Source organism: Aeromonas sp. FL131 (assembly GCF_049860615.1).
GTDB lineage: Bacteria > Pseudomonadota > Gammaproteobacteria > Enterobacterales > Aeromonadaceae > Aeromonas > Aeromonas hydrophila.
On sequence record NZ_CP187595.1, the window covers coordinates 3,366,714 to 3,389,358 of the forward strand.

A 22,645-nucleotide genomic window follows, 5' to 3' on the forward strand; every position below is an offset into this window, starting at 1 on the left:
CATGGAGATGATGATGAAACGAGAAGGAGCACGGCATGAGGCGTGACTGCATGACCCTGATGGCCCTCGGCTTGACCCTGGGCAGCCTGCTCGGCGGCTGCGCCGACATCAAGGAGGCGGGCAGAACCGTGGGGCACACCACTCGCAACGTGACCCGCGAGATTGGCCACACCACCCGCGACGTGACCCGGGAGATCGGCCACGGCACCCGGGATACCGTCAAGAAGGTCGGGGATGAACTGAGCAAATGAAAACAGGGGCCGCGGCCCCTGTTTTCATGGTGCTCATGACCTGGCTCAGTTGCCCCACATGGCCATCAGCTGAGACTCCATGGCCTCTTCCTGCTCATCCGGCAGCTCGGCGAAGAAGTCCAGTCCAGTCTGCTCCTCCACCGCATCCACCGTCACTATGTAGTCTGCCAGCTTGCTGGCCGACACGTTCTGCTGCGGCAAGATGAAGGCGATCGCCTCCTTGTTGGCCACATCCATCACCACCCGGTAATAGGCGTGGGGCACGGTCACGCCGTTGCCGATGGAGGCATCGGAGTTGGTGAAGATGGGGCCGGTGATCACATAGACATCCTGATAGGCGATGGCCCACTGCCGGGTCTTCTCCTCCAGGATGCGCCAGGCCCCCTGGTTGAGCGCCGGCAGCTGCGGGGTCATGTTGGTCAGCAGAAAGCTCTGCTTCATGGTGGTGGCGGTGGAGCGCATGTCCGCCGCCGGCGCCTGGTGGCCACGGTCATAGCCAGAGCCCTTGTAGTCGGCCAGGGTGGCGCGGAACTGCACCGGCACCTCCTTGTCCTCGGCAAAGGCATCCTTGCGCGGCACCTGGCCCTGGGCGCTGGCGGCCGTCATCCGGTAAGAGACCCAGTCAGAGACCTTGGTGTCGTAGTTGTAACCGGCGGCATAGCCGTCACGGCACAGCAGTTGACTGGATTGGCTGGGCACCCCGAGCTTGACGTGATCCTTGCATTGGAAGCCCGCCGCCAGGCTCGGGAAGGTGGTGAGAGTGAATCCGATAGCCAGAACTAATTTATTGATATTGTTCATTATTATGCCACTCCTTGTATTAGGCGGAGTGATTTGACACCAGGTCGGATGAGTAAGGCAATCGAACAAATTGTGAGCGTGTCGGAAATGTGAAGAGGGCTGCAAATCGGTAAAATCGCCGCCGCCAGCTGGGGGATTGTCATCCCTTTGTCATTGTGTAGTGCAGTAACTTCGAGAGGCTTATCAGATAGATAGGAACAAAAAAGCGGAGCCGGTGGCTCCGCTGCAATCATCACTCCCGCTCAGCTCTTGACCTGAGGCCTGGGGGTATCGGGTTGGGAGGGCGGCAGAATAGGCAACACTATCTGCGGCTGCTCGCCGGTCAGGCTCTTGAGGTAGGCGGTCATGTCGTCCGCCTCCTGCTCGCTCAGGGTCTGGCCGAGCTGGATGTCAGCCATGATCTGCACCGCCTCCTTCAGATCCCACACCGAGCCGTCGTGGAAGTAGGGGTAGGTCAGCTCGATGTTGCGCAGGGTCGGCACCTTGAACCAGCCGATGAACTGCTTCTCGCCGGTCACGGCGCCGCGTCCCTGGGCCGGGTTGTCGGTCTTGAACGGCTTGACCAGCCCCATCTTCTGGTAGGAGTTGCCGCCGATGGCCACCCCGTTGTGGCAGGCGGTGCAGCCCTTCTCCTTGAACAGCTGATAGCCCTTCAGCTGCTGCGCGGTCAGCGCCTTGGCATCCCCCTTCAGCCAGCGATCGAACGGCGCATTGGGGGTTACCAGGGTCTCCTCGAAGGCGGCGATGGCATCGGTCACCTCGTCGATGCCGAAGTCTGCCTTGCCGTACACGGCGCTGAACCGGGTCCGGTACTCGGGCAGGGTGTGCAGGGTTTCCACCGCCAGCTTGTGGGTGAAGGCCATCTCCAGCGGGTTCTCGATGGGGCCCGCTGCCTGCGCCTGCAGATCCTTGGCGCGCCCATCCCAGAACTGCACGAAGTTGAGGCTGGAGTTGAGCACGGTGGGCGAGTTGATCGGCCCCTCCTTCCACTTGTGGCCGAGGGAACTGACCTGGTTGTCTACCCCGCCGGTCGCCAGGTTGTGGCAGGAGTTGCAGGAGATGGCGTTGGATTTCGAGAGCCGCGGCTCGAAGAACAGCATCTTGCCCAGCTCGACTTTTTCCGGTGCGCTCACCTTGGCCGCTTCCACCGGCTGGATCGGCTCGTTCGCCCACCCCATCCCTGGCAGGCCCAGCGCCAGCAACAGACAATATTTATTCATTTTTTCTCTCTCCCTTGTGGCTGTGCATAACAGCAGCCTCAGCCTGCCCGGGAAAGTCTGTGCGTTATTTGCTCAAGATCAAATGAGACCAACAAAAACCACATTAAAAACAATGAATTAATATATTACAGACGGACTGGTGGCGGGGACTTGCGCGGCAAAAAAGAGCTGAATTCCGATGAGTGAATTATGAGCAAATTCATCTGCGATAACAGCCAATTAATTAGATTGCTGTCATTGAATAAAGCGATTATTCAATATGCAGGCGTGACCGCCCATTATTTAGATTCATATTAAATACATCATAAATATCGTCGGCGATCACCCAACCAATAATAAAAATACCGTCTGACCTTCTGTATCCCGCAATTCAGATGATGCCTTCCGTTATTTCCTCGTCAATGCAGGAAACGGATCGCCGTGCTTTTCAATCAAGATAAGGATGCATGATGAGAAAGTCCCTGTTGGCCGCCGCCCTGTTGCTCTGCCCCGCCGCCTTCGCCGCCACCCCCCATTGGGAATACAGCGGTGAGGCCGGCCCGGCGCAGTGGGCCAGACTGACCCCGGAATTTGGCCAGTGCGCGGGCAGCAACCAGTCGCCGGTCAACCTCGACGGTTTGGTCGAGGCCGAGCTGGCCCCGCTGCAGTTTCACTACCTGGCGGGGGGCCGCAGTGTCACCAACAACGGCCACACGGTGCAGGTCGACTATGCCCTGGGCAGCAGCCTTGAGCTCGACGGCATGCGCTTTGAGCTCAAGCAGTTCCACTTCCACGCCCCCAGCGAAAACCTCATCAAGGGCCACTCCTATCCGCTGGAGGGGCACCTGGTGCATGCCAACGCCAAGGGTGAGCTGGCGGTGGTGGCGGTGATGTTCGAGCCGGGCCAGGCCAATGCTGCCCTGAGCCAGGCCTGGCAGCTGCTGCCAGCCAAGGCGGGAGAGAGTCACGCCTTCAAGGAACCGATCTCGGCCGAACAACTGCTGCCCGCTAAACGCGACTACTACCGCTTCAGCGGCTCGCTGACCACCCCACCCTGCTCGGAAGGGGTGCGCTGGCTGGTGATGAAGCAGCCGGTGCAGGTGAGTCAGGGCCAGATCGACGCCTTCAAGGCGGTGATGCACCACCCCAACAACAGACCCGTGCAGCCGCTGCACGGTCGGCTGGTACTGCAATAACGCCCCCGGCCACTCACAAAGCCGAGATGAAAAAAAGAGGGCCCACGGGCCCTCTTTTTTTGTTGCAACAGCGGATCAAAGGCTGGCGGCGATGCGCGCCCCCAGCGCGGCATTGTTCAACACCAGCTGGATGTTGGCCGCCAGCGAGTTGCCGCCGGTCAGTTCGCACACCCGGGCCAGCAGGAAGGGGGTGGACTCCTTGCCCTTCACTCCCTGCTCGTCCGCCTCTCGCAGTGCCTGGGCAATGGCGGCATCGATGTCGGCCTTGGGCATGGCAAACTGGGTCGGGATCGGGTTGGCCACCACGGCGCCACCCGCCAGCCCCAGCTCCCACTTGAGGCGCAGCGCCTGCGCGATCGCCGCCGGGCTCTCGAGGCGGTAATCCACCTTGAAGCCACTCTCGCGGGTGTAGAAGGCGGGCAGCTCTTCGGTCTGGTAGCCGATCACCGGCACACCCTGGGTCTCCAGGTACTCCAGGGTCAGACCGATGTCGAGGATCGACTTGGCGCCGGCGCAGACCACGGCCACCGGGGTCTGGGCAAATTCCTGCAGGTCGGCCGAGATGTCGAAGGTCTCCTGGGCGCCGCGGTGCACGCCGCCGATGCCGCCGGTGGCGAACACCCGGATCCCGGCCATGGCAGCGATGATCATGGTGGAGGCCACCGTGGTCGCCCCCAGCCCCTTGTTGGCCAGCACGAAGGGAATGTCGCGGCGGCTGCACTTGGTGGCGGCATGACCGGCCCGGCCCAGCGCCTCCAGCGCCCCCTCATCCAGACCCACCTTGAGGCGGCCATCGATGATGGCGATGGTGGCCGGCACGGCGCCGTTGTCGCGCACCACCTGTTCGACCTGGCGCGCCGTCTCCACGTTCTGCGGATAGGGCATGCCGTGGGAGATGATGGTGGACTCCAGGGCCACCACCGGCTTGCCGGCAGCAAGGGCTTCAGCGACGACCGGTTGGATATCGAGGTAAGCGTTCAACATGGGTACTCCTCCAGCATGCGTTCAACGGCGGCCTTGGATAGGCCGGAAAAGACGGTATCGGAACAATTGACGGTGAGGGCGGCGCAACCGAGGGCGAACCGGGTTGTCTCCATGATGCCCTGCTCCTGCAACCAGGCGTGGGCCAGCCCTGCCATGAAGGCATCGCCGCCGCCGGTCACGTTGACGACCGGGCTACCAAGCACGGGCAGATGGCCCTGGCACTCCCCGTCGCTATAGAAAATTCCCTGATCGCCGAGGCTCAGGAACAGCCGCTGCACCCCGGCGCGGTGGAACCAGGCCGCCGCCATGGGCCAGGTGTCGGGCCCCGCTATGGTGAAGCCGCACAGCTGCTCCGCCTCGCTGCGGTTGGGTTTGAGGGTGTGGATGCGGTGCAGCCAGGGGCGGATCTTCTCCACCTTGGCCACCGAGACGGTGTCGACGAAGATGATGTGCTCCCCCTGGCGCTCGAACAGCCAGTCGAGGGTGTGAGTGGCGAGGTTGGTGTCGAGCACCCAGAGCCGGGCCGCGCCGAGAAAACCGCTCAAGGGGGTGAGCCGGGCCGGGGTGAGCTGCTCGATGATCGCCATGTCGTTGACGGCGCAGCTCATCTCGCCGCTGCCATCGTGCAGGCTCAAGTAACAGGAGGTCGCCTGGCCATCCAGCATCAGCACCTGGCGCACGTCGACGCCGGCGCGCTGGGTCACGTCCAGCAGGTGATGGCCGTATTGATCATTGCCCACCGCGCTCAGCAGCCGGGTGTCGGTGCCAAGCCGCGCCAGGTTCTCGGCGATGTTGCGCCCCACCCCGCCGGCCGAGGTACGTACCTTGCCGGGGTTGGAGTCACCGATGCGCAGGTTGTCGTGGCTGCAGCCGCAGATATCCATGTTGGCGCCGCCGATCACCACGGCGTAGGGCCCTTCCCGCAGCACATAACCGCGCCCCTGCACATAGCCCTGGCGCATCAGGCTGGAGATATGGCTCGCCAGCGCCGAACGGCTGATGCCGAGCCTGTCTGCCAGCTCCTGCTGGGCAATCATGGGGTCCTGGCGCAGCAGGGCGAGGATCTCTTGCTCACGTTCCGTCATAGACAAACATCCAGTTACAAACGTTTGTCCATTATTTCCGAAAAACGTTTACCCGCCATCGCCTCGTGCAAAAATTGTCGGCTTGCGCACAAAAAATCACCGGGCAAAACCCGGTGACAGGAAAACGGTTTTCAGATGGTGCCATTCACCCCAGCAACACCCAGACCTCGCCGGCACTGTGCATCACCGGCCAGCAGGCGACCCGCAATGCCGGGTCGTCCAGACAGCGACCATCCGCCAGGGCGTAACGCTGCTTGTAGAGCGGCGAGGCCACTACCGGCTCGCCATCGCAATCCCCCACCAGGCCGCGGCCCAGCACCGCTACTCCGGTCAGGGGATCCACCGCGTCCAGCGCATAGACCCGCTCGCCGAGCCGGAACAACGCCAGCGCCCTGCCCCCTAGCCAGGCGCTACGCCCCGCCTGCTCCGGCAGGGCCGCCAGCTCGCATGCCCGCAACCATTCACCATGCTCCGATGGCAACATATCGTCCTTGAGTCTGTTCATCTCAACCTCCTGCTCTTTATGGCTGCTGCCCAACTCACAGCTCCCGTTCATACCCTCTCCTTGATAGTGATGACTGGCTTGCAACCCGCTGGCCCCACTCATACCCTCTCCTTGATGCCGATGGCTGGTGTGCAACCCACTGACCCGGTTCATACCACCGCCTTGACAGCGATATCCGGCACCCACTGACCCCGCTCCTCCCGCCGTGGCGGCGTCTGGTCCTCGGGCCGGTTGACGAAGGCCTCGAACAGTTTGAGCTTGTCCGGATCCGCCAGGGTGCTCTTCCACTCGCACTGCCAGCTGCCGACTATCCCCTCCATCATGGCCTCCAGCTCGGCGCCGATGCCGAGCCGGTCCTCGATGATCACCGACTTGAGGTAGTCGAGTCCCCCCTCCATGCTCTCCATCCAGACCGAGGTGCGTTGTAGCCGATCGCCGGTGCGCACGTAGAACATCAGCAGCCGGTCGATGTAGCGGATCAGGGTCTGCTCATCGAGATCGGTGGCGAACAGGTCGGCGTGGCGCGGCCGCATGCCGCCGTTGCCGCATACATAGAGGTTCCAGCCGCGCTCAGTGGCGATGACGCCTATGTCCTTGCTCTGGGCCTCGGCGCACTCCCGGGTACAGCCGGAGACCGCAAACTTCAGCTTGTGAGGGGCCCGCAGCCCCTTGTAGCGGTGCTCCAGAGTCTGGGTCAGGGTCATGGAGTCCTGCACCCCGTAGCGGCACCAGGTCGAGCCCACGCAGGATTTCACGGTGCGTACCGACTTGCCGTAGGCCTGGCCGGTCTCGAACCCCGCCGCCACCAGCTCGCCCCAGATGGCGGGTAGCTGATCGACCCTGGCACCGAACAGGTCGATGCGCTGGCCGCCGGTGATCTTGGTGTAGAGGCCGTACTTGCGCGCCACCTCGCCGATGGTGATGAGACCGTCCGGGGTGATCTCCCCGCCCGGAATACGCGGCACCACCGAGTAGGTGCCATCCTTTTGCAGGTTCGCCAGGAAGGCATCGTTGCTGTCTTGCAGGGCGCGGTGGGGCTGCGCCAGCACGTGCTCGTTCCACAGCGACGCCAGGATGGAGGCGACCGTCGGTTTGCAGATGTCGCAACCCAGCCCCTTGCCGTGCTTGTCGCGCAGCGCCTCGAAGCTCTTCAGCTCGCCGACCCTGGCCAGGTGATAGAGCTCCTGGCGGCTGTGGGCGAAGTGCTCGCACAGCCCCTTGTCCGCCTCGACCCCGAGATCCTCCAGGGTCTGCTCCACCACCTGCTTGAGCAGGTTGCCGCAGCCGCCGCAGCCAGTGCCCGCTTTGGTGCAGCTCTTCACCGCCGCCAGCTCGTGATTGCCCGCCTTGACCGCGGCCACCACGGCCCCCTTGCTGACGTTGTGGCAGGAGCAGAGGATGGCGCTGTCCGGCAGCACCAGGGGCGCCGCCGCGCCGCCCGCCTCCCCCACCAGCAGGGAGAGCGGCGGCTGGGGCAGTGCCACCCCGTTCTGGTAGTACTGCAGCAGCCGCTCATAATCGGCGCCGTCCCCCACCAGGATGGCGCCGAGCAGCCGGCTCCCCTCGCCGTCGGTCACCAGCTTCTTGTAGATGCCGTTGACCCTGTCCAGCAACAGCAGCTCCTGGGCGCCGGCGGTGCTGGCGTGGGCATCGCCGATGGAACCCACGTCCACCCCCATCAGCTTGAGCTTGGTGGACATGTCCGCCCCCGCGAAGCGGCTCTCGCCGCCGCACAGGCTGGCCACGGCGGCCCGGGCCATCTGGTAGCCGGGGGCCACCAGCCCGAAGATGCGCCCCTGCCAGAGCGCGCATTCGCCGATGGCGAGGATGGCGGGATCCGAGCTGTGGCAGCCGTCGTCGATGCAGATGCCGCCGCGCTCCCCGACCGCCAGCCCCGATTGCCGGGCCAGGCCGTCAGCGGGGCGGATGCCGGCCGAGAACAGCAGCACGTCGGTCTCCAGATGAGAGCCATCCTTGAAACGCAGCCGGTGGCGGGCCTGCTCCCCATCCTCGATGCACTCGGTGGCCTTCTCCACCAGCACCTCGACCCCGAGCGCCCGGATCTTGTCCCGCAGCACGGCGCCGCCGCTCTCGTCGAGCTGCACCGGCATCAGCCTGGGGGCGAACTCCACCACCCGGGTGCTGAGCCCGAGCAGCCGCAGTGCGTTGGCCGCCTCCAGCCCGAGCAGGCCACCGCCGATCACCACGCCGCTGCGCGCGCCGGCGCAGGCATCGCGAATGGCGGCGAGATCTCCCAGGGTACGGTAGACGAAGCAGCCTTCCCGCCGATGGCCGGGAATGGGGGGCACGAAGGGGACCGAGCCGGTCGCCAGCACCAGTCGGTCGTAACCGAACTGCTCGCCACAGGCCAGGGTCAGGGTGCGGGTGTCTCTGTCCAGCACCTCCACCTCGGCCCCCAGCCGCAACGCTATGCCCTGCGCCTCGTACCAGGCGGGATCCGCCATCCGCAGCGCCTCCGGCGCCTTGCCGCCGAATACCTCGGAGAGGTGCACCCTGTCGTAGGCGGAGTCCGGCTCGGCGCCGAATACCGTCACCTCGAAGCGCTCGAGGCCGCCGGCTGCCACCAGCTGCTCGACAAAGTGATGACCCACCATGCCATTGCCCACCACCAGCAACCGCTGTTTCTCAATCCTCTCGGACGATTCGACGAAGTGATGATCGAGCAAATCCATGCCGTTACCCCCGTTACCCACCACCTGCACTCTCTGCTTGTTGTCCATATTTCTCTTCCTTGAATCGATGGGCTCAGGCCCGGCGCTGACTGCGAACTGGCTCGGCCACCTTGAGGGGAGTCACCTTGCGCTGCTTCTCGTAGAGGAAGCGCAGCACCTGCTGGCGCAGCTTGTGATAGTGACCATCGTCCGCCAGAGCCACCCTGTCTCTGGGCCTCGGCAGGTCCACGGTCAGGATCTCCCCGACAGTGGCACTGGGGCCATTGGTCATCATGACGATGCGATCGGAGAGCAGCACCGCCTCGTCCACGTCGTGGGTGATCATGATGACGGTGTTGCCAAGCTCCGCCTGGATCGCCATCAGCGCATCTTGCAGATGGGCACGGGTCAGGGCATCGAGGGCACCGAACGGCTCGTCCATCAGCAGCACCTTGGGGGAGAGCGACAGGGCACGGGCGATGCCGACCCGCTGCTTCATCCCCCCCGACAGCTCATGAGGCATCTTCTGGCTGGCGTGCTCCATCTGCACCAGGGAGAGGTAATAGTCCACCCGCTCCGAAGCCGCCCGCCGGTTCGGCTCCACCTGCCCCACCGCCAGCGCCACGTTCTGCTGGACGCTGAGCCAGGGCAGCAGGGCATGGTTCTGGAACACCATGGCTCGCTCCGGGCCCGGCCCCGCCACCTCGCGCCCGTCGAGAATGATGCCCCCCGTGGTGGGCTCCAGCAGCCCGGCCACCAGGTTGAGCACGGTGCTCTTGCCGCAGCCGGAGTGACCGATGAGGGAGACGAACTCCCCCCGCTCGATGCGCAGGTTGACCCGGCTGAGGGCCTCGAAGCGCCCCTGCTCCGTCTCGAACGAGATGCCGACGTCGCTTAACTGCAGATAACTCTTCATTGGCTCTTCTCCCGCCTGAATATGGAATTTGTTGTTAACGCAGCACCTGGCGCTTGTCCCAGGACAACCACTGCTGCAGGGCCAGCATGCCCCTGTCCAGGGCGCAGCCGATGAGGCCAATGGTGATCACCGCCACCATGATGCGGGCCAGCGAGGTCGAGCCGCCGCTCTGGAACTCGTCCCACACGAACTTGCCGAGCCCCGGGTTCTGGGCCAGCATCTCCGCCGCGATCAGCACCATCCAGGCCACCCCCAGGGACAGGCGAAGGCCGGTGAAGATCATGGGCAGGGCGCCGGGCAGCACGATGCGCCGCACGTGGGTCAGGAAAGAGAGCCGCAGCACCCGGCTGACGTTGTGCAGATCCCGGTCCAGCCCCGCCACCCCGACCGCGGTGTTGATCAGGGTTGGCCAGAGGGAGCAGAGGGTCACCGTCAGCGCCGAGGTGAGGAAGGACTTGGCAAGCCAGGGAGTGGGGTTGGCGTAGAGTGCGCTCACCACCAGGGTGATGAGCGGCAGCCAGGCCAGCGGCGACACCGGTTTGAGCAGCTGGATCACAGGGTTGGCGGCGCGATAGAGTCCCTGATTCATGCCGAGCAGTACCCCGCACGGGATGGCGATCAGGGTCGCGAGGCCAAAGCCGCACAGCACGGTGAGCAGACTGGTCCCTATCTGATCGAAGAAGGTGGGGCGCCCTGTGTAGGGGCGCAGCTTCACCTCGGCCGCCGGATCCGCGGCCAGCCGCTCGGCGTTGCGCACCCGCTGGCGCTCGAGGAAGGCGCTCGCCTTCTCCCGCTCGGCCAGGTGATCCTGACCCAGCGACCAGAGCTGACTGGCGGTAGCGAGCGGCCCCGGCAAAGTGCCCAGGCTGGTCTGCACCTGGCTCGCCCCCCACTGCCAGAGGCCGAGGAACAGCAGCACGCCCAGCAGGGGCTGCACCAGGGTTTTCCAATCCATGATTTTCCACTGATGTCGTTTCATTGCGCGTTCCTCGCTCATTGCACCCGCTCATCGCCCTTGAGGCCGATGGCGAACTGCTGCAGATAGGCGTTGGGGTGGCGGCCGTCGTAGATGAGGCCGTCGATGAAGCCATCCTGAGGGCCGCGATAGCCCTGCTCGCTGGCAAAATCGGGGAAGTCCTGCGCCTTGAGCTTGCCCTCGGCGATCAGCACCTCGGCGGCCTGGCGATAGACCTCGGGTTGATACACCGCCTTGGCCACCTGCTCGAACCAGGCGTCCGGCTTGGCCTCGGGGATCTGGCCCCAGCGCCGCATCTGGGTCAGGTACCAGATGGCGTCCGAGTAGTAGGGATAGGTGGCGTGGTGGCGAAAGAAGACGTTGAAGTCAGGCAGCTGGCGTTTGTCCCCCTTGGCGTACTCGAAGGTGCCGGTCATGGAGCTGGCGATCACCTGCTCGTCGGCCCCCACGTACTCGGGTCTCGCCAGCATCTTGGCCGCCTCGCGCCGGTTGCCGTTCTGTTCTGCATCCAGCCACCAGGCGGCCCGCAGCAGCGCCTTCACCAGCCGGACATGGGTGTTGGGGTGGCGCTCTGCCCACTCCCGGGTGACGCCAAACACCTTCTCCGGGTTGTTGCGCCAGATCTCCTGATCGGTGATGACCGGTACCCCGATCCCCTTGGCGAGCGCCTGCTGGTTCCAGGGCTCCCCCACGCTGTAGCCGGCGATGGTGCCCGCCTCCAGGGTGGCGGGCATCTGCGGTGGCGGGGTGACTGACAGCAGCACGTCCGCCTGGCGCTGGCCCGAGTTGTCCCCGAGCTTGGGTGCGTAGAAACCGGGGTTGAGGCCGCCAGCCGCAAGCCAGTACCTGAGCTCGTAGTTGTGGGGGGAGACGGGGAACACCATCCCCATGTTGAACGGCTTGCCCGCCTGCCGGTATTGCTCCACCACCGGCTTGAGGGCGGCGGCGCTCACCGGCGCCGGCACCTTGCCTGCCACCGGCTTGGGCAGTTGGGCCGCCATGGCTGCCCACACCGGCTTGGCCACCGTGATGGCGTTGCCGTTGAGATCCATGGCAAACGCCGTCACCAGTTCTGCCTGGGTGCCGATGCCGATATGGGCCGCCAGGGGCTGGCCCGCCAGCATCTGGGCACCGTCCAGCTCGCCGTCGATCACCCGATCCAGCAGGATCTTCCAGTTCGCCTGGGCCTCGAGGGTGACATAGAGCCCCTCGTCCTCGAAGTAGCCGCGCTCATAGGCCACCGCCAGTGGCGCCATGTCGGTCAGCTTGATGAAGCCGAGCTTGATCTCCTCCTGCTCGGGCGCCCCCACCGCGGCCAGCGCCGGCAGTGACAGCACCGCCAGCAGCATCCCCGCACATCCTTGTCGTCTGTTCATGCCATTCCCTCGCTCGGTTCCTGTTCCGGGCTCTCGCCCGCCTGCCTCGTTGCAGGATGACGACCAAAAAAAAGCCCCACCGATCCGGGATCGGTGAGGCCTCTTTGCCCTGTTGCCGGTGAAGCCTTGCGGCCTCACCACTGCGTCTTGTTCTGTCTGTTCGTTAATTCACTTTCCGTGCCAATCTGGCCGAACCACCGCTGGCGGGCCCTGAGCGGCTCGGGGCGCATCCTCTGCCCGTTTATGCGCCTCAATGAGGCGCAGTTGCACCAAAACGGTTTGCCAGTCCCTTCAGAACCGGTTCGCGATCTGTCACGAGAGGTCGTCAGCAAGGTAAAGAGCAGCGCAGGAACCGGAGTTTATAGACATAAATGAGGATTCCGAGCAGCACATGAGCCTTGATCACGGCCTCGCAGTAGGAGCGTGGACCCGGTTCTCAGGCGGGCAGTGCCAACAGCAGTTGCCGTGCCAGCTCCCCTAGGCTCAGGTGGCGGCTCATGGCGGTGCTGCGCATCAGCCGGTAGGCCTGCTCCTCGTCCAGCCCCTGATGGCGCATCAGCCGCCCCTTGGCCTGCTCGATCAGCCGCCGCTCCACCAGCTGCCGACGCAGTTCGCTCTCGGTCTGCGCCAGCGCCTGCACCATGGCCAGCTGGCTGCGGGCGAGGCGCAGCCACTGCTCGACCGGCTCCCGCTCGCCACACGGATGGGGCACCAGCAGCACCCCCTGCTGCAACAGGGCGATCTGGGGCTCGGTGCCGATCCGCTCGCAAAACAGCAGGCGCGGTACCCCGGGCCAGAGAGAGAGGCCGAGCCGCACCTCGGCACCGAACTGGCGACTGCTGATGAGCAGGGCATCTCCCTGCCCGTCCGGGCTCAGTAGCTGGCGAGCGTCGAGGATCCTGGGCTGATGGCCATACTGGCTGACCAAGAGGGCCAGCCGGTTGGCCTGACCCGGTTCGTCGGCGTGGATCAGCAGGCGGGAAACGGGGCCAGCGGGGCCCCCTGAAGTGAGAATGGTCATGGCGCTCCTTGCCAACGGCATTCGATTGGTCTGCCACCACTGTGGTCTGTCACCACAGAGGCAACATGAGCGCCAACTGTTTGAATATACCCCCTTTTTATTCCTCTGGAGGTAGTAGAGGTAGAGAGGGAACGGCGGCTCAGGCCACCCGCTCCAGCGCCTGTCCCAGCAGGCCCTGCAGCTCGGCCCGCAGGCGCACCACCTCCCCCATGATCATCAGCACCGGGCTCTGGCCGAGCAGGGCCAAGGCGGCCTGCGCCAGCCCGTCCAGCCGGGTCTCATGGACTTGCTGGCGGGCGCTGCAACCGGCCACCACCAGCGCCACCGGCAGATCCGGTGAGGCACCGGCCGCCAGCAACCCCTGCCGGATCTCGGCCGCCCGCTCCAGCCCCATGTAGAACACCAGGGTGTGACCGGCCCGGGTCAGCCCCTGCCAGCCCTGATAGTCGCCCTCGTCCATCAGGTGGCCGGTGACCAGGGTCAGGGAGCGGGCCAGCCCCCTGTGGGTCAACGGGATCAGGCTGCTGGCGGCGCAGCCAAGCGCAGCCGTTATGCCGGGCACCAGCTCGGCGGCGATGCCGTGGCGCGCCAGGTGCAGTGCCTCCTCGCCACCACGGCCAAACACCAGGGGATCGCCCCCCTTGAGCCGCACCACCCGCTTACCGGTGCGAGCCAGCGCCAGCAGCAGGGCGTTGATCTGCGCCTGACTCGGGCTCGGCTCGCCACAGCGCTTGCCCACGTCGAAGCGGGCCGCCCCCTGGGGAATGCGGGCCAGGATCTCCTCCCCCACCAGGCGGTCATAGACCACCACCTCCGCCGCCTCGATCCGCTGCAGCGCACGCAGGGTCAACAATTCGAGCGGGCCTGGACCGGCCCCTACCAGACTGATTTGGCTCATCACAGACTCCTTGTATCCCGTCTTAAGCGGTGGCGATAAAAACATGTTTGATCAACAGCTTGTCGATCTCTGGCAGGCAGGTGCCGCAGTTGCTGCCGCAGCCGAGCAGGGCCTGCAGCCCCGCCAGCTCGCTCACCCCCTGTCGCACGATGGCATCGACGATGCGCTGCTCCGACACCCGCAGGCAGGAGCAGATCAGCCGGCTCTCCCCCAGCAGGGCCACGTTCAGGGTCTGGCTCAGGGCCCCCGCCTGCAGCGGGGTGCCGAGCAGGCTCGCCAGCAGCTCAACCTTGATGTCCGGGCGCCGCTCCCCCACCAGCAACAGGCCATCGATGCGATCCCCGGCCAGCGCCACGGCGAGCCAACCCGACGCCAGCGGCAGTCGCAGCCAGCGCCCCTGGGTTGCCAGCCGCTGCCACAGGGCTTCGGGCGCCTCTGACCAGGAGGCCAGCAGGGTGCAGCTGCCCTCCGGCAACGGGCGCCTGGCCCACCAGTCCAGCGGCTCGTCCCAGTCTCGCCGACCGAGCCAGAGCCCCTGCCAACGGGTCGGCTGCGGCTCGGCCCGCACCCGGCCCTGCTTGAACATGGGCTGGCCGGAAAGGGGATCCACCACGGCGGCAATGAGGCGATTGACCGCCCCCTGACTGCACTGGCTGTCGGTCCAGTGCATGGGCAGGAAGGCCTCCCCCTCCCTGAGCCCCTCGTCCAGCCCGACCAGCAGCCGCGCTTCCCCCAGCTCGTTGTGAAGGCGCACCAGATCCCCCTCCTTGAGCCCCAGCGCCAGCAGGCTGGCGGCGCCGAGCCGCACCCTGGGCCAGGGCTCGGCCTCCTGCAGACGCGGCACGTGGCCGGTGCGGGTCATGGTGTGCCACTGATCCCGCAGCCGACCGCTGTTAAGCAACAAGGAGAGGCCCGCCGGCGGCTGCACCGCTTCTGGCTCGGGGGGAAAGAACTGAGCCAGGGGCAGCAGACGGGCACGGCCATCCGGGGTGGCGAAGCGCCCATCCTCGAACAGCCGGGCCCGGCCGCTAGGCCAGGCAGCGTTGACCGGCCAGCTCAGGGGCGCCAGCGCCTCGAACTCGGCGCGGCTGAGGCGGGCCAGCCCCGAGATGTCGAACTGGCGTTGCCCCTGATTCTCGAAACCCGACAGGGCTGCGTGCTCGCAGAAGATGTCGTGCTCGTGCTCATAGGCAAACCCTTCGCCGAAGCCGAGCCGGCGAGCCAGCTGGGTCAGCGCCCACCAGTCGGGCCTGGCCTCCCCCGGCGGGGGCAGGAAGGCGCGCTGGCGGCTGATGGTGCGCTCCGAGTTGGTGACGGTGCCGCTCTTCTCCCCCCAGGCGGCGGCGGGCAGCAGCAGGTGGGCGAGATGCGCCGTGTCGGTGTTGGCGGTCACCTCGGAGACCACCAGCAGCTCGCAGCGAGCCAGCGCCTCGCGCACCCGGTTGCCGTCGGGCAGGGAGACTGCCGGGTTGGTGCCGAGCACCCAGAGTGCGCGGATCTCCCCCCGGTGCACCGCCTCGAACAGCTCGACCGCCTTGTGGCCAGGGCCACCCACCATGGTCGGGCTCTGCCAGAAACGCTGCACCCGATCGCGCTCAGCCTCGCCAAAGCCCATGTGGGCCGCCAGCTGGGTCGCCAGCCCCCCCACCTCGCGCCCGCCCATGGCGTTGGGTTGCCCCGTCATGGAGAAGGGGGCCGCCCCCGGCTTGCCGATGCGCCCGCACAGCAGATGGGCGTTGATGATGGCGTTGGCCTTGTCCACCCCCTGGTTGGACTGGTTGATCCCCTGGCAGAACAGGCTGACGGTTTTGGGGGTGCGGGCAAACAGCCGGTAGAAGCCGAGCAGATCCCCCGGCGCCAGATCGCAACATTGGGCCACCGCCTCCAGCTGCCAGGCCGGATCGTCCAGCGCCGCCGCCAGCGCCTCGAAGCCGCTCACATGGCGCGCCACATAATCCTTGTCCCAGCCGTCGTGATCGAGCAGGTAGCGGCACAGCCCGTTCCACAGCGCCACGTCGCTGCCGGGCCTGAGGGCCAGGTGCAGGTCCCCCTGCTCCGCCGTCATGGTGCGGCGCGGGTCCAGCACCACCAGCCTGAGCTCGGGGCGCCGCGCCCGCGCCTGCTGCAGACGACGAAACAGCACGGGGTGGGTCCAGGCGGTGTTGGCACCGGTGATCACCACCAGATCCGCGAGCTCCAGATCCTCGTAGCAGGCGGGCACCAGATCCTCGCCGAAGGCGCGCTGATGGGCCGCCACCGACGACGACATGCAGAGCCGGGAGTTGGTATCCACGTTGGCACTGCCGAGATACCCCTTCATCAGCTTGTTGGCAACGTAGTAATCCTCGGTGGTGAGCTGGCCCGACAGGTAGATGCCGATGGCCTGTGGCCCGGATTCGGCCAGAATGGCGGTGAAACGCTCCGCCAGGGTATCCAGAGCCTGCTCCCAGCCGATACGCTGCCCCAGCCAGCGCGGATAGAGCAGGCGATCGGGGAAATCCAGACTCTCCAGCAGGCTGGCCCCCTTGACGCACAGAGCCCCCGCGTTGGCCGGGTGCCCCTCATCCCCCTGCAACTGCCAGTCATCCCCCTCCCGGCTCAGCCGGATGCCGCAGCCCACTCCACAATAGGCACAGGTGGTGTTCATTCCCTTGCTCCTCGTCGTCCGACTCCCCATCCCTGGGTCGCCGCTGCCATGGCCCATAAAAAAAGCGCCCGCCCCCGCTGGGGACGGACGCCTTTGTCCGGATAAGCCGCATTTACTCTCTCCTGGGATAACTGCAAACCCCGCGCCAGTATGCAAGGTGCGCCTGGACGGCGATCGGCACCGAGCGGCTGCGCTGGGACGGTGCAAGCGCCCCCTTGTTGGGCCCGTCAGGCGGGAGTGCATACCCAGGCTGGGCAAGGGGCGGCGCGGGAGTATAATGCGGCCGCCACAGAGGAGAGCGAGATGAGAGAGTCAGACCACGAATGCCTGCCACCACAGGGGGATGAGTCAGCACCGCACGGCGACGCAGGCTATTGCTGCATCGGGCTGGTCAACCCCAAGTCACCGGAGAACGTGGGGGCCGTGATGCGGGCCGCCGGCTGCTACGGGGCGGACGAGGTCTACTACACCGGCAACCGCTTCGAGCTGGCGCGCCGCTTCGCCACCGATACCAAGCAGATGGTGGAGAAGATCCCCCTGCTCGGGGTCGACGATCTGATGGAGATGGTGCCGGCCGGCTGCACGCCGGTGCTGGTGGATCTGATCGAGGGGGCCACTTCCCTGCCGGACTATGTGCACCCGGCGCGCGCCTTCTACATCTTCGGCCCGGAGGACGGTACCCTGGATCCCGCCCGCTTCAAGGCGGTGCAGGAGGTGATCTACGTCCCGACGCACGGTTGCATGAATCTCGCCGCTTCGGTCAACGTGATCCTCTATGACCGGCTGGCCAAGCAGCTGAGACGCTGACAAAAAAGCGCCTGAACAGGTAACCAGCCCCCGGCGCAGGGCGCTTTAGTTGCCAGGGGCTAGCCTCTGCTCCTGCTGTTTGATGAAATCGCGGTAATAGTCGTAGAGCTGGTAGCGCCGGTAGATCTCGGCCAGGGTACCGTGTCGCACCAGATTGACCATGCCTTGATCCCAGAGCTGTTGCAGGCTGCGCCCCTTCTCGGTATCGGCAAAGATGGGATAGGTCGGGACCCAGCGCAGGAAGATGCGCTGCATGTTGGCGGGAATGGAATCCGCCGAGTAGAGCACCCCGGCGGTCAGATAGTAGCGATAGCGCTCCTTGGCCAGCAGCTGCAGCGCCATGTCGTGGCTGTCGATCTCGTGCCAGCGCATGGAGACCGGTATGTACTTGTCAAAGGCCCAGCCCCGCAACCACACCACCCCCTGCCCGCTCAGACTGTGCTCCCCTTGCCACTGGGGCCGCCACTTCTTGAGCATCAGCACCGTCAGATCATCGGCCGAGGCGGGATGGCGGGGTTGCAGCACGCCGCTCACCTCATCCCGATAGACCCCCATCGCCATGTCGCCCCCTTTCTGGGCGATCACCGCCAGGGCCCGCTTGTAGGGCACGATGCGCGGCATGACCTGGTAACCGTTGGGCTGATAGATGGCCCGCACTATGTCCAGATAGACGCCCCTGCCATCCGGCTGGCAGAAGCCCGGCCAGTCATCGCAATAGACATAGAGGGGATCGGCCCGACCGGGCCAGCAAATCAGCAACGTCAATGAAAGCAACAAACGAATCATGTCTTACCGTTTCTCCGCAGGCGATGCCATTTGCAGCCGCGCCCAAGCCATTCCCCATGATATGAAGATCTGCCGGCAACGCACCTCTTTTTCCCGGTTTTGCGAGCGAGTCGAGGGTTATTGCCCGCTGAATCGGTATTATTGACAATAAGATTCATTAGTAACCCAACATAGGGGAGCCTTCATATGCCATCCATTAAAACCCTGCTCTGTCCGGTCGATTTTTCCCAGATGTCACAGGCCGTGCTCGACTATGCCGTATTCATGGCCCAGAGCCACAAGGCCGAACTCAAACTGGTCCACGTGGTGGATCAACTGCATGGCTTCGACAGCTACAAGATCCTGCACATGACTGCCATCGAGATCACCCATGAGATGGAGCGTCAGGCCAAGAGCCAGATGAAGGAGCTGATCGCCAGTCTGCCCATTCCTGCCACCTTCGAGGTGCGCTTCGGTCGCGCCGCCGACGAGATCGTCGTGCAGGCCAAGGAAGAGAAAGCCGACCTGGTGGTGATGGGCAGCCACGGCCGCTCCGGCATCAGCCATCTGCTGGTAGGCAGCGTGGCCGAATCCGTGGTGCGCCATGCCCCCTGCCCCGTGCTGGTGGTACGCAAGTAGCCGCCACGCTAGACTCACTGCAAAAGGCCAGCATTCGCTGGCCTTTTCTATTTGGGCTCGCGGGCCGGCCTCAGCCGTGGGCGTAGATGACGCTGCCCCCCTTGATGATGTCGATGATGGCCCTGGACTGCTCCTTGGGCAGTGCGGGACAGCCCCAGCTGCGGCCCAGTTTGTCATATTTGCGCAAATGGCGCGGGCTGGCATAGTCGGCGCCGTGCACCACGATGGCCCGCTTGCGGGCATTGCTGTTCTGGCCTGGGCTCAGGCCGTCGAGGCGCAGCGAATAGCCGTGCTTGCCCTGATAGGTCTCGGCGGTGCGATAGACCCCGAGCGAGCTCTTCATGGAATTGAACTGGTTGGAAAACTGGTTGGCAGCCAACTCGCCCGAGTTGCGACCATGGCTGACCCAGGTGTGGTAGAGCAGCTTGTGGCGCTTCACGTCGATGACGAACAGCCGGCGCATGGTCGAGGGTTTGCTGTAGTCGATAATGGTGAGAATGGGTTTGCGCTTGTGGCGCACGCTCTGGTAACTGGTGATGGCCTTGCGAAATACCTGTTTGTCGAGCTTGCCGGCCAGCCCCAACTGGCGGTAGAGATCCTGATCCCAGCTGGCGTGGCTGTTGCTGCTAAAGCAGAGCGCCCCCAGCAGCAGCGGCAACCCCAGCCAGAGCGCGCCCCAGCGCTTCATCCAATCTGTTTGCTTCATCCTTGAATCTGCTCCCGTTTTTGTGGCTAGCGCAGCGCTCAAAATATCGCCACACCTCGCTGGATAGTTATATGCAAGCCCCTGATAGCAGGCAAGAAAAAAGCAAAAAAATGCCGACCTGAGTCGGCATCTTCACACAGGCCCCAAAAGGCGTCAGGCGCGACTCAGATAGTCCGCCAATCCCACCCACTTGTAGCTGGTGAGCTCGGTCAGCCCCATGGGGCCACGGGCATGCAGCATCTGGGTCGAGACCGCCACCTCGGCGCCCAGCCCGAACTGGCCACCGTCGGTGAAGCGGGTGGAGGCGTTGACGTAGACCGCCGCCGAACCGGCCCCGTTGACGAAACGCTCGGCATTGGCCAGATCGTTGGTGAGGATGGCATCGGAGTGACCGGCGTTGTGCTCGCGCATATGGGCCAGTGCCTCGTTCACATCCGCCACCAGCTTGACTCCCAGGGTCAGCGAGAGCCACTCGGTATCGAAGTCTTCCGGGCCGGCGGCACGCAGGCTGTCGGCGCCCGTAAGCAGCGGCATGGCTTCGGAAGTAGCGACCAGGGCCACCTTGCGCTCGTTCATTAAGTCCACCAGCTGCGGCAGCAAGGTCGCGGCGACCTTCTCGTGCACCAGCAGGCTGTCGAGGGCATTACAGGCGGAGGGGCGCTGCACCTTGGCGTTGTCGATGACCGCCAGGGAGCGCGCCAGATCGGCGCTCTCGTCCACGAAGATGTGGCTGATGCCAAAACCGCCGATGATCACCGGAATGGAGCTGTTCTCCTTGCACATCTTGTGCAGCCCGGCGCCGCCGCGGGGGATGATCATGTCCACGTAGCGGTCGAGGCGCAGCAGCTCGCCCACCAGCGCCCGATCCGGGTTGTCGATGTATTGCACCGCATCGCGCGGCAGGCCGGAGGCCGCCAGCGCACTCTGGATCACCCGTACCAGCTCCAGGTTGGAGTGGAAGGTCTCGCGGCCTCCGCGCAGTATGCTGGCGTTGCCGGTCTTGAGGCAGAGGCTGGCGATATCGATGGTGACGTTGGGACGCGCCTCGTAGATGACGCCGATGACCCCGATGGGCACCCGGCGGCGGGAGAGGCGCAGGCCGTTCTCCAGCATCCGGCTGTCGATTTCGGCCCCGACCGGATCGTCCAGAGAGATCACCTTGCGCACGTCCGCCACGATACCGGCCAGCCGGGCCGGGTTGAGCAACAGCCGATCCAGCATGGCGTCTGACAAGCCCGCCGCACGGCCGGCGGCGATGTCTTTCTCGTTGGCGGCCAGGATCTGGTGGCTGCGCGCCTCCAGCTCGTCGGCGATGGCGGCCAGCGCCCGGTTCTTCTGCGCCGTGCTGACGGTGGCCAGCTGATAGGCGGCTTCACGGGCCGCCTGCCCCATTTTCTCCAGACTCATCTCTCTTCCCTTTGGTTCTTGCGGGGCCGCCCGATGGCGGCGTCCCCCCTTATCTTGATGTGTCGCTGCCCTTGCGTGGCAGCGGCTGGCGACTCACAGCAGCACCATGTCGTCGCGGTGGATGGCCACGGCGCCATAGCCGTAACCCAGCACCTGTTCGATGTTGTCCGAATGGACGCCGCGCAGCTTGTCCAGCTCCAGATGATTGTAACGGCAGATGCCGCGCGCCAGCTCGGCCCCCTTGGGATCGAGAATGCGCACCACGTCGCCACGCACGAAATCGCCCTTCACCGCCACTATGCCCTTGGGCAGCAGGCTGGAGCCCTTCTCCTGCATGGCAGCCACGGCGCCCTGATCCACCTGCACTTCGCCGTGGGGGGGCGGGCCTGCCAGGATCCAGCTCTTGCGCCCTTCCAGCGGCGAAGCCAGCGCCGGGAACAGGGTGCCGATGCGCTCGCCCTTGGCGAGACGGCCGACCACTTCCGGCATCTGGCCGGTGGCGATCACCACGTTGACGCCGGCGCGGCGCGCCACGTCAGCGGCCTGCAACTTGGTGGCCATGCCGCCGGTACCGAGCCCGCTGACGCTGTCACCCGCCAGCTTGCGCAGGGTGTCGTCGATGGTCTGCACCTCTTCGATGAGCTGGGCATCCGGGTTGGTACGGGGATCGGCGGTAAACAGCCCCTTCTGATCGGTCAGCAGGATCAGCAGATCCGCATCGGCCAGGATGGCGGCGCGAGCGGAGAGGTTGTCGTTGTCCCCCACCTTGATCTCGGCAGTCGCCACCGCGTCGTTCTCGTTGATGACCGGGATGATGCGGTGATCGAGCAGGGTGCGCAGGGTGTCGCGGGCATTGAGGTAACGCTCCCTGTCCTCCAGATCGGCGCGGGTCAGCAGCATCTGACCGATGTGCAACCCATAGAGGTTGAACAGATCCTGCCATACCCGGATCAGCTGGGTCTGGCCGACGGCCGCCAGCATCTGCTTGTTGGGCAGGGTTGGCGCCAATGGGGGGTGGCCCAGATGCTCACGGCCGGCGGCGATGGCCCCCGAGGTGACCACCACGACCCTGTGGCCGTGACGGTGCAAGGCTGCACACTGTCTGACCAGCTCGACCATGTGGGCACGATTGAGCTGGGAAGATCCCCCGGTGAGCACGCTGGTGCCCAGTTTGACGACTATGGTTCTGTTTTCCATGGGAGCAAAAAGGCTGAAATATAAGGAATCCCTTTATACCCACGGCCCTGTTGCCCTGCAAGGCAATTAACACCAGGGCAGCGGCGGGTGCAGGCAAAGCGGAGCAAGCGGCAAAGAAACGCCCCGCCAGCCGATGGGTGGCTGGCGGGGCGGCGGGTCATCAGGCGGCGGTGACGGTCAGCTCGTTGGTGACCTGCTCGGCGGGAGCGAGCTGGCAACCAAGCTGGTGCAGCTTGTCACTGATGAGCTTGTAGAAGTGGTTGAGGGTACGTTCGACTTCAGCCTGATGCTTCTTGGGCAGCGGCTTGTTGAGCCACTCCCCTTCGGCGTTGTAGAAGCCGACCTGATAGTGATAGCTGAAGCTGTGATCCTGCTGCTCCAGCACCAGCCACCAGCCACCAGCCCCAGAATTCCCGTTTGTCCGGCGCCGGCTTGGCGCTGACACAGACGGAAAGGCAGTCGAAACGGTAACGCCCCTCTTCACACAGGTCCTCACGTAAATAGGGGCCAATCGCGGCAAACTGCCTCAGCAGTCGCTTGTAGGTCACTCTTTCTGACATGTTAACCTCCCTGTTGAACAAGCCACATCACCCTGGG

General features: G+C 65.0%; 19 protein-coding genes and 2 pseudogenes. 4 read left to right on the forward strand and 17 right to left on the reverse strand.

Annotation, left to right across the window (positions count from 1 at the left end):
- The first annotated feature begins 35 nt into the window (after nucleotides 1-35).
- Nucleotides 36-251 (forward strand): hypothetical protein, encoded by a 216-nt coding sequence (locus ACPW75_RS15580; protein WP_017409353.1) that lies wholly within the window; start codon nucleotides 36-38, stop codon nucleotides 249-251.
- 45 nt (nucleotides 252-296) lie between these two features.
- On the opposite strand, the gene ACPW75_RS15585 is transcribed toward ACPW75_RS15580, so the two are convergent.
- Nucleotides 297-1,052 carry a DNA/RNA non-specific endonuclease gene (locus ACPW75_RS15585; protein WP_011707167.1) on the reverse strand — a complete coding sequence of 252 codons (756 nt, stop codon included), beginning with the start codon at nucleotides 1,050-1,052 and terminating at the stop codon, nucleotides 297-299.
- Nucleotides 1,053-1,294: 242 nt separating this feature from the next.
- Nucleotides 1,295-2,272: a cytochrome-c peroxidase gene (locus tag ACPW75_RS15590; protein WP_077095664.1), complete on the reverse strand. Its 978-nt coding sequence runs from the start codon at nucleotides 2,270-2,272 to the stop codon at nucleotides 1,295-1,297.
- A 449-nt stretch (nucleotides 2,273-2,721) separates the two neighbouring features.
- On the opposite strand from ACPW75_RS15590, the gene ACPW75_RS15595 reads away from it, so the two are divergent.
- Nucleotides 2,722-3,447 (forward strand): carbonic anhydrase, encoded by a 726-nt coding sequence (locus tag ACPW75_RS15595; protein ID WP_103828069.1) that lies wholly within the window; start codon nucleotides 2,722-2,724, stop codon nucleotides 3,445-3,447.
- Between the two features lie 75 nt (nucleotides 3,448-3,522).
- On the opposite strand, the gene ACPW75_RS15600 is transcribed toward ACPW75_RS15595, so the two are convergent.
- From ACPW75_RS15600 to ACPW75_RS15645, 10 genes are all read right to left on the reverse strand, one after another.
- On the reverse strand, nucleotides 3,523-4,431 hold the full coding sequence (locus ACPW75_RS15600; protein WP_077095665.1) for a pseudouridine-5'-phosphate glycosidase: 909 nt from the start codon (nucleotides 4,429-4,431) through the stop codon (nucleotides 3,523-3,525).
- Nucleotides 4,425-5,516 carry a PfkB family carbohydrate kinase gene (locus ACPW75_RS15605; RefSeq protein ID WP_024943589.1) on the reverse strand — a complete coding sequence of 364 codons (1,092 nt, stop codon included), beginning with the start codon at nucleotides 5,514-5,516 and terminating at the stop codon, nucleotides 4,425-4,427. The genes ACPW75_RS15600 and ACPW75_RS15605 overlap by 7 nt, the downstream gene beginning before the upstream one ends.
- 145 nt (nucleotides 5,517-5,661) lie before the next feature.
- Nucleotides 5,662-6,021, reverse strand: a complete 360-nt coding sequence (gene nirD, locus ACPW75_RS15610) for a nitrite reductase small subunit NirD (RefSeq protein WP_024943588.1) — start codon at nucleotides 6,019-6,021, stop codon at nucleotides 5,662-5,664.
- Nucleotides 6,022-6,170: 149 nt separating this feature from the next.
- Entirely contained in the window at nucleotides 6,171-8,762 is a 2,592-nt protein-coding gene (gene nirB, locus ACPW75_RS15615) for a nitrite reductase large subunit NirB (protein WP_077095667.1), read from the reverse strand.
- 25 nt (nucleotides 8,763-8,787) lie between these two features.
- The gene (locus tag ACPW75_RS15620; protein ID WP_077095668.1) at nucleotides 8,788-9,609 is read right to left on the reverse strand and encodes an ABC transporter ATP-binding protein; all 822 of its coding nucleotides are present in this window, start codon (nucleotides 9,607-9,609) and stop codon (nucleotides 8,788-8,790) included.
- A 34-nt stretch (nucleotides 9,610-9,643) separates the two neighbouring features.
- Nucleotides 9,644-10,564, reverse strand: a complete 921-nt coding sequence (locus ACPW75_RS15625; RefSeq protein WP_252411279.1) for an ABC transporter permease — start codon at nucleotides 10,562-10,564, stop codon at nucleotides 9,644-9,646.
- Nucleotides 10,565-10,602: 38 nt separating this feature from the next.
- On the reverse strand, nucleotides 10,603-11,961 hold the full coding sequence (locus tag ACPW75_RS15630) for a CmpA/NrtA family ABC transporter substrate-binding protein (RefSeq protein WP_232105282.1): 1,359 nt from the start codon (nucleotides 11,959-11,961) through the stop codon (nucleotides 10,603-10,605).
- Nucleotides 11,962-12,397: 436 nt separating this feature from the next.
- A complete protein-coding gene (locus tag ACPW75_RS15635) occupies nucleotides 12,398-12,982 on the reverse strand; it encodes an ANTAR domain-containing response regulator (RefSeq protein ID WP_077095671.1) in 585 nt (194 codons plus the stop codon).
- Nucleotides 12,983-13,121: 139 nt separating this feature from the next.
- Nucleotides 13,122-13,880, reverse strand: a complete 759-nt coding sequence (gene cobA / locus ACPW75_RS15640; RefSeq protein WP_077095672.1) for a uroporphyrinogen-III C-methyltransferase — start codon at nucleotides 13,878-13,880, stop codon at nucleotides 13,122-13,124.
- A 22-nt stretch (nucleotides 13,881-13,902) separates the two neighbouring features.
- On the reverse strand, nucleotides 13,903-16,527 hold the full coding sequence (locus tag ACPW75_RS15645) for a nitrate reductase (protein WP_077095673.1): 2,625 nt from the start codon (nucleotides 16,525-16,527) through the stop codon (nucleotides 13,903-13,905).
- Nucleotides 16,528-16,830: 303 nt separating this feature from the next.
- Here ACPW75_RS15645 and ACPW75_RS15650 point away from each other — a divergent pair, with 303 nt between their 5' ends.
- On the forward strand, nucleotides 16,831-17,334 hold the full coding sequence (locus ACPW75_RS15650) for an RNA methyltransferase (RefSeq protein ID WP_016351811.1): 504 nt from the start codon (nucleotides 16,831-16,833) through the stop codon (nucleotides 17,332-17,334).
- Between the two features lie 45 nt (nucleotides 17,335-17,379).
- On the opposite strand, the gene ACPW75_RS15655 is transcribed toward ACPW75_RS15650, so the two are convergent.
- Nucleotides 17,380-18,120: a hypothetical protein gene (locus ACPW75_RS15655; protein WP_077095674.1), complete on the reverse strand. Its 741-nt coding sequence runs from the start codon at nucleotides 18,118-18,120 to the stop codon at nucleotides 17,380-17,382.
- A 186-nt stretch (nucleotides 18,121-18,306) separates the two neighbouring features.
- Between ACPW75_RS15655 and ACPW75_RS15660 the strand changes: the two genes are divergently transcribed.
- Complete coding sequence (locus ACPW75_RS15660; RefSeq protein WP_011707183.1) at nucleotides 18,307-18,738, forward strand: universal stress protein; 432 nt, start codon at nucleotides 18,307-18,309, stop codon at nucleotides 18,736-18,738.
- Nucleotides 18,739-18,808: 70 nt separating this feature from the next.
- Here ACPW75_RS15660 and ACPW75_RS15665 read toward each other — a convergent pair whose 3' ends face one another.
- The 4 genes and pseudogenes from ACPW75_RS15665 to crl form a co-directional block, all read right to left on the reverse strand.
- The gene (locus ACPW75_RS15665) at nucleotides 18,809-19,444 is read right to left on the reverse strand and encodes a murein L,D-transpeptidase catalytic domain family protein (protein WP_076360490.1); all 636 of its coding nucleotides are present in this window, start codon (nucleotides 19,442-19,444) and stop codon (nucleotides 18,809-18,811) included.
- 153 nt (nucleotides 19,445-19,597) lie between these two features.
- Nucleotides 19,598-20,863: pseudogene (locus tag ACPW75_RS15670) on the reverse strand (glutamate-5-semialdehyde dehydrogenase); the annotation flags it as partial.
- 81 nt (nucleotides 20,864-20,944) lie between these two features.
- A complete protein-coding gene (gene proB, locus ACPW75_RS15675) occupies nucleotides 20,945-22,048 on the reverse strand; it encodes a glutamate 5-kinase (RefSeq protein ID WP_011707186.1) in 1,104 nt (367 codons plus the stop codon).
- A 160-nt stretch (nucleotides 22,049-22,208) separates the two neighbouring features.
- Nucleotides 22,209-22,608: pseudogene (gene crl / locus ACPW75_RS15680) on the reverse strand (sigma factor-binding protein Crl).
- Between the last annotated feature and the right edge of the window lie 37 nt (nucleotides 22,609-22,645).

Coding starts and splice junctions, on each gene's coding strand:
- ACPW75_RS15660 (WP_011707183.1), top strand. CDS start 18,307: ATGCCATCCATTAAAACCCTGCTCTGTCCGGTCGATTTTTCCCAGATG.
- ACPW75_RS15665 (WP_076360490.1), bottom strand. CDS start 19,444: ATGAAGCAAACAGATTGGATGAAGCGCTGGGGCGCGCTCTGGCTGGGG.
- ACPW75_RS15630 (WP_232105282.1), bottom strand. CDS start 11,961: ATGAACAGACGACAAGGATGTGCGGGGATGCTGCTGGCGGTGCTGTCA.
- ACPW75_RS15655 (WP_077095674.1), bottom strand. CDS start 18,120: ATGATTCGTTTGTTGCTTTCATTGACGTTGCTGATTTGCTGGCCCGGT.
- nirB (WP_077095667.1), bottom strand. CDS start 8,762: ATGGACAACAAGCAGAGAGTGCAGGTGGTGGGTAACGGGGGTAACGGC.
- ACPW75_RS15650 (WP_016351811.1), top strand. CDS start 16,831: ATGAGAGAGTCAGACCACGAATGCCTGCCACCACAGGGGGATGAGTCA.
- ACPW75_RS15620 (WP_077095668.1), bottom strand. CDS start 9,609: ATGAAGAGTTATCTGCAGTTAAGCGACGTCGGCATCTCGTTCGAGACG.
- ACPW75_RS15605 (WP_024943589.1), bottom strand. CDS start 5,516: ATGACGGAACGTGAGCAAGAGATCCTCGCCCTGCTGCGCCAGGACCCC.
- ACPW75_RS15590 (WP_077095664.1), bottom strand. CDS start 2,272: ATGAATAAATATTGTCTGTTGCTGGCGCTGGGCCTGCCAGGGATGGGG.
- nirD (WP_024943588.1), bottom strand. CDS start 6,021: ATGAACAGACTCAAGGACGATATGTTGCCATCGGAGCATGGTGAATGG.
- ACPW75_RS15585 (WP_011707167.1), bottom strand. CDS start 1,052: ATGAACAATATCAATAAATTAGTTCTGGCTATCGGATTCACTCTCACC.
- cobA (WP_077095672.1), bottom strand. CDS start 13,880: ATGAGCCAAATCAGTCTGGTAGGGGCCGGTCCAGGCCCGCTCGAATTG.
- ACPW75_RS15625 (WP_252411279.1), bottom strand. CDS start 10,564: ATGGATTGGAAAACCCTGGTGCAGCCCCTGCTGGGCGTGCTGCTGTTC.
- ACPW75_RS15580 (WP_017409353.1), top strand. CDS start 36: ATGAGGCGTGACTGCATGACCCTGATGGCCCTCGGCTTGACCCTGGGC.
- ACPW75_RS15600 (WP_077095665.1), bottom strand. CDS start 4,431: ATGTTGAACGCTTACCTCGATATCCAACCGGTCGTCGCTGAAGCCCTT.
- ACPW75_RS15595 (WP_103828069.1), top strand. CDS start 2,722: ATGAGAAAGTCCCTGTTGGCCGCCGCCCTGTTGCTCTGCCCCGCCGCC.
- proB (WP_011707186.1), bottom strand. CDS start 22,048: ATGGAAAACAGAACCATAGTCGTCAAACTGGGCACCAGCGTGCTCACC.
- ACPW75_RS15635 (WP_077095671.1), bottom strand. CDS start 12,982: ATGACCATTCTCACTTCAGGGGGCCCCGCTGGCCCCGTTTCCCGCCTG.
- ACPW75_RS15645 (WP_077095673.1), bottom strand. CDS start 16,527: ATGAACACCACCTGTGCCTATTGTGGAGTGGGCTGCGGCATCCGGCTG.